Source organism: Rathayibacter sp. AY1E8, assembly GCF_002931415.1.
Taxonomy (GTDB): domain Bacteria; phylum Actinomycetota; class Actinomycetes; order Actinomycetales; family Microbacteriaceae; genus Rathayibacter.
This window is the reverse complement of sequence record NZ_PSVI01000097.1, coordinates 1-4,447: the sequence shown is the minus strand read 5'-3', so window position 1 is coordinate 4,447 and position 4,447 is coordinate 1. Positions and strand designations below refer to the sequence as shown.

Genomic DNA, 4,447 nt, shown 5'->3' with positions numbered 1-4,447 from the left:
GGCGTGCTGCTGGTGGAGCTCGGGCACTGACCGGCCGAGTGTCGTCGCGGCGGGGACGGGCGGAGCGGGCTCGCACCGCGGACCGCCTCGGACGAGCTCCGCGATCCGCAGCACCCGGTCGGCCGACGTCCGGGCGGACGGGTCGTGTGCTGGGACCCGCGCGGACCTCCGCGGTCGGCGGGACGTCGTGTCCTGTTCGCCTGCCGCCCCTTGCCCGCGCGCCGCTCCGAGCGCACGCTGGAGCCATGACCGCATGGAGCCCTCTCGAGACCGTCGGCGCCGTGGTGCTCGCCCTCGCGCAGATCGGGCGGACCGCGCTCACCACGGCCATCCCGGTCCTCGCGTTCCAGGGCGGCTTCGACACCACGCAGATCGGGGCGCTCTTCGCCGCCCTCGGGGTCACGATGCTCGTGCTCGCGACGGCGACCGCGATCGTCGGCGTCATCGGCGTCGCGCGGAAGGACCGCGCCCGGCTGCTCTCGGCCGTCACGCTCGGCGTCGGCGCGAGCGTCGCGATCGTCGAGCTGGGCGCGCTCGTCGTCCCGCCCCTGGTCGGCCTCTCCCTCCAGTACTGACGAGGCCCGCCGGAGCGGATCCCTCCGCCCGGCCTCGCAGGATCCGCACGGCGCCGCGTCCGTTCCTCGCGCTCCGCTGCGCCGCGACGGCCCTGCCGGCTCCCCGGCGATGCGCCAGGATGGGGGGCATGACGACACGCGTGGACGGCCTCTTCGTCTACCCGGTGAAGGGCTTGACCCCGCAGCCGCTCCCCCGCGTCGAGCTCACCACAGGCCGCGCCGTCCCCTTCGACCGCACGATCGCCCTCGCCCGCCCCGGCGGCGCCTACCGGCCCGGCATGCGGCACGGCATCTCCAAGCGCGAGTACTTCGTGCTCGTCGCCGAGGCGCGCCTCGCCGGCCTGACCACGCACCTCGACCCCGACAGCGGAGTGCTCACCGTCGACGTCCGCGGCCACCGGGTCCTCTCCGCCGACCTCGGCGCGGAGGACGGACGGGCCGCACTGCGCTCCTTCGCCGCCCGCGTGCTCGACCTGCCGCCCGGCGTCGAGCCCGTGATCGCCCAGGACGCGGGGCGCCGCTACACCGACACGGCCCACAACTCCGATGTCGAGATGGAGTACGTCTCGCTGATCAACCTGGCGAGTGTCCGCGACCTCGCCGAGCGCACCGGCCGGAGCGTCGATCCGCTGCGGTTCCGCGGGAACATCCACCTCGAGGGGCTGCCCGCGTGGAGCGAGCTCGAGCTGCTCGGCCGCGAGCTCAGCGCGGGCGGGCTGCGGCTGCGGATCACGAAGGCCACCGAGCGGTGCGCCGCGACCGAGGTCGAGCCGGGCACCGGTCGGCGCGACCTGCCCGTCCCCCGCCTGCTGCACGAGACCTACGGCCACGAGCTCCTCGGCGTCTACGCGGAGGTCCTCGACGGCGGCACGCTCGGCGTGGGCGACGAGCTGGTGCTCCGTGGCTGAGCTGCGGCTCGTGGTGGCCGAGCGCGAGGCGCTCACCCCGGCCGTCACCCGCTTCGTGCTGCGGAGCGAGGACGGCGCCCCGCTGCCCGGCTACTCCGCCGGCGCGCACCTCACGCTCACGACCCCCTCCGGCGAGCGCCGCAGCTACAGCCTGGTCGAGCCGGGATCCGCGGAGCCGTCGCACTACGCGATCGCGGTGCGCCGCGAGCCCGGGGGTCGGGGCGGATCGCGGAGCCTCCACGACGACGTCCGCGTCGGCGACGTCCTCTCCTCCGCGCCGCCCGCGAACACCTTCGCCCTCCGGCCCGCCGCCCGCTACCTCCTGATCGCCGGCGGGATCGGCGTCACCCCGATCCGCGCCATGGCCGCCGAGCTCCGGGCGCAGGGCTCGGCCGTGCAGGTCGTCTACCTCAGCCGCACCCCCGAGGACACCGCGTGGCTCGACGAGTTCTCCGCCGACGGCTCCCTCGTGCACCACAGTGCGATCCACGGCCGGCTCGACCTCTGGCCGCTCGTCGCCGAGCCCGACGACGACGCCCGGATCTACTGCTGCGGTCCGTCCGCGCTGATCGACGAGGTCCTCGCCCTCACGATGCACTGGCGCCCGAGCCGGATCCACGTCGAGGACTTCGCGGGCGTCGACGCCGTCGGCGACCGGGCCGTCCCCTTCGCCGCCGTCTGGGAGCCGACCGGAGCCGTCGTGGAGGTCCCGGCCGACCGCTCGCTCCTCACCGCGCTCCGCTCCTCCGGGATCGACGTCGACTCCTCCTGCGAGTCGGGCACCTGCGGCACCTGCCGCCTGCGCCTCGTCGGCGGGACGGCGGAGCACCGCGACCTGGTGCTGACCCCCGAGGAGCAGGACCGCTGGATCATGCCGTGCGTCTCGCGCTCCGCCGGCGGCGAGCTGGTCGTCGCCCCGGAATGACGGAGCGACGGGGCCGGGCCCCACGCACGCCGGCCGACACGCGTCGGCCGTCGTGTGACGCCGCGTGACGGGCGCCCGGCGCCCGGTCCCCCGCATGCCTAGGCTCCCGGACGGGGGACCACGACCGTCACGACCGAAGGACTTCCGATGACCAGCACCTCCGTCCGCACCCAGCTCGACCAGTTCACCGTCGGCTTCGACGAGACGGTCGGCCCCGAGCTCGCCGCCGTCTTCTCCGGCGAGCGCGACGACCTCGTCGCCGCCGGCGCCCCGAGCGGAGCCGTCACCGCCGGCGACGCGCTCCCCGCCGCCTCCGTCGTGACCGTCGACGGCGACACCGTCGCCCTCGCGGACGTCCTCGGCGCGGGCCCGGCCGTCCTCGTCTTCTACCGCGGAGCCTGGTGCCCGTACTGCAACATCACGCTCAAGCACTACAACGAGACCCTCGCCCCCGAGCTCGCGTCGCGCGGAGTCGCCCTCGTCGCGATCAGCCCGCAGACCCCCGACGGGTCGCGCGCGGCGGTCGCGAACGGCGACCTGGGCTTCACCGTCGTCTCCGACCCCGGCAACACGCTCGCGAGCGCTCTCGGCATCGTCACCGCCCCCAGCGGCGACGCGCAGGAGGCGCACACCGCGCTCGGCTTCGCCGTGAAGGACAGCAACGCCGACGACACCCCGGCCGTCCCGTACCCGACCGTCCTGGTCGTCGACGCCGACCGGATCGTCCGCACGGCGGACGTGCACGTCGACTACACGACGCGCACGGAGACCGAGGAGATCCTCGCCGCTGTCGACGCGCTCTGACGCCTCCGCTCGCACCCTGAGCACGCGCGGCGGTCGAGCGCACCCCCTCGCCCGCCGCGCCGCCGCTCCCTAGGCTCGACCCGTGACAGCGGAGACGGACGTGCTCGTGGTCGGCGGCGGTCCGGTCGGACTGCTGCTCGGCGCGCTCCTGGCGCGGGCCGGAGTGGACGTGCAGGTGTGGGAGCGGCGCTCCTCGGTGCCGAGCGGCTCGCGGGCGATCGGCATCCATCCGCCGTCGCTCGACGCGTTCGCCGCGATCGGCGCCGATGCTCCCGTGCTGGCCGAGGCCACCCGGGTCCGCGAGGGCGTCGCGCGCAGCCGGGGCCGCACCCTCGGCACGCTCTCGTTCGCGCGCGCCTCCGCGACGCACCCCTACGTCGTCACCCTCGACCAGCACCGCACCGAGGCGATCCTCCGCGAGAGCCTCGAGGCGGCGGCCCCGGACGCGCTGCGCCCCGGGGTCGCGCTGACGGGCCTGCTCCGTCGGGGCTCGACCGTCGAGGCGACCGGCACCGGACCGGGCGGCGAGCCGGTCTCCGTCCGCGCCGCCTTCGTCGTGGGGGCCGACGGCGCACGCAGCACCGTCCGCGATCTGCTCGGGATCCGCACCACCGGCCGCGACTACCCGGACCGCTACGTGATGGGCGACTTCGCCGACCCCGAGCCCGGCGGTCTCACCGGCACCGCGCTGGTCGACGTCGGCCCGGCCGGAGTGGTGGAGTCCTTCCCCCTGCCGGGCGGTCGGCGCCGGTACGTCGCCCTGAGCGGCCCCGACCGCTCCCTCGGCGCCCCCGCCTGGCGGCCCGAGGAGGCCCCCGACCAGGAGGCCGCGCGCGCCCTGGCCGCCGCTGTCCGCGACCGGACGGGCGCCGACGCCGACCCGGAGACCTGCACGATGCTCAGCGGCTTCCAGGTGCGGCGCCGCGAGGCCGAGCGGATGGGCGTCGGCCGCGTCGTGCTCATCGGCGACGCTGCGCACGAGATCAGTCCGATCGGCGGGCAGGGCATGAACCTCGGCTGGCTCGACGCCGCCGAGCTCGCCCCGCTCCTGGCCGGTGCCGTGCGCCGCGGCGAGGCCGGCCCCTGGCCCGGCTTCGCCCGGCTGCGCACCACCGCGGCCCGGCGCACGGCGCGGCAGGCGGAGGCGAACATGGCGCTCGGACGCCCGCTCGGCTCTCTCGCGCATCGCGGGCGCGAGGCGTTCCTCCGCACCGCCCTCGCCCTGCCGACCTCGG

5 protein-coding genes are annotated in these 4,447 nt (G+C 76.2%); all 5 read left to right on the top strand.

All coding sequences use genetic code 11. The features are described from left to right. Window positions 1–245: 245 nt before the first annotated feature. Complete coding sequence (locus C5C74_RS17605; protein ID WP_104340464.1) at window positions 246–575, top strand: hypothetical protein; 330 nt, start codon at window positions 246–248, stop codon at window positions 573–575. Between the two features lie 128 nt (window positions 576–703). Further along, complete coding sequence (locus C5C74_RS17600) at window positions 704–1,483, top strand: MOSC domain-containing protein (protein ID WP_181134733.1); 780 nt, start codon at window positions 704–706, stop codon at window positions 1,481–1,483. Beyond that, window positions 1,476–2,408, top strand: a complete 933-nt coding sequence (locus C5C74_RS16620) for a PDR/VanB family oxidoreductase (RefSeq protein WP_104227407.1) — start codon at window positions 1,476–1,478, stop codon at window positions 2,406–2,408. Before C5C74_RS17600 ends, C5C74_RS16620 begins: the two co-directional genes overlap by 8 nt. 147 nt (window positions 2,409–2,555) lie before the next feature. Further along, the gene (locus C5C74_RS16615; protein ID WP_104351923.1) at window positions 2,556–3,212 is read left to right on the top strand and encodes a peroxiredoxin-like family protein; all 657 of its coding nucleotides are present in this window, start codon (window positions 2,556–2,558) and stop codon (window positions 3,210–3,212) included. An 82-nt stretch (window positions 3,213–3,294) separates the two neighbouring features. After that, window positions 3,295–4,447: NAD(P)/FAD-dependent oxidoreductase (locus C5C74_RS16610; RefSeq protein ID WP_104351925.1), on the top strand; the 1,153-nt coding region annotated here is incomplete at its 3' end.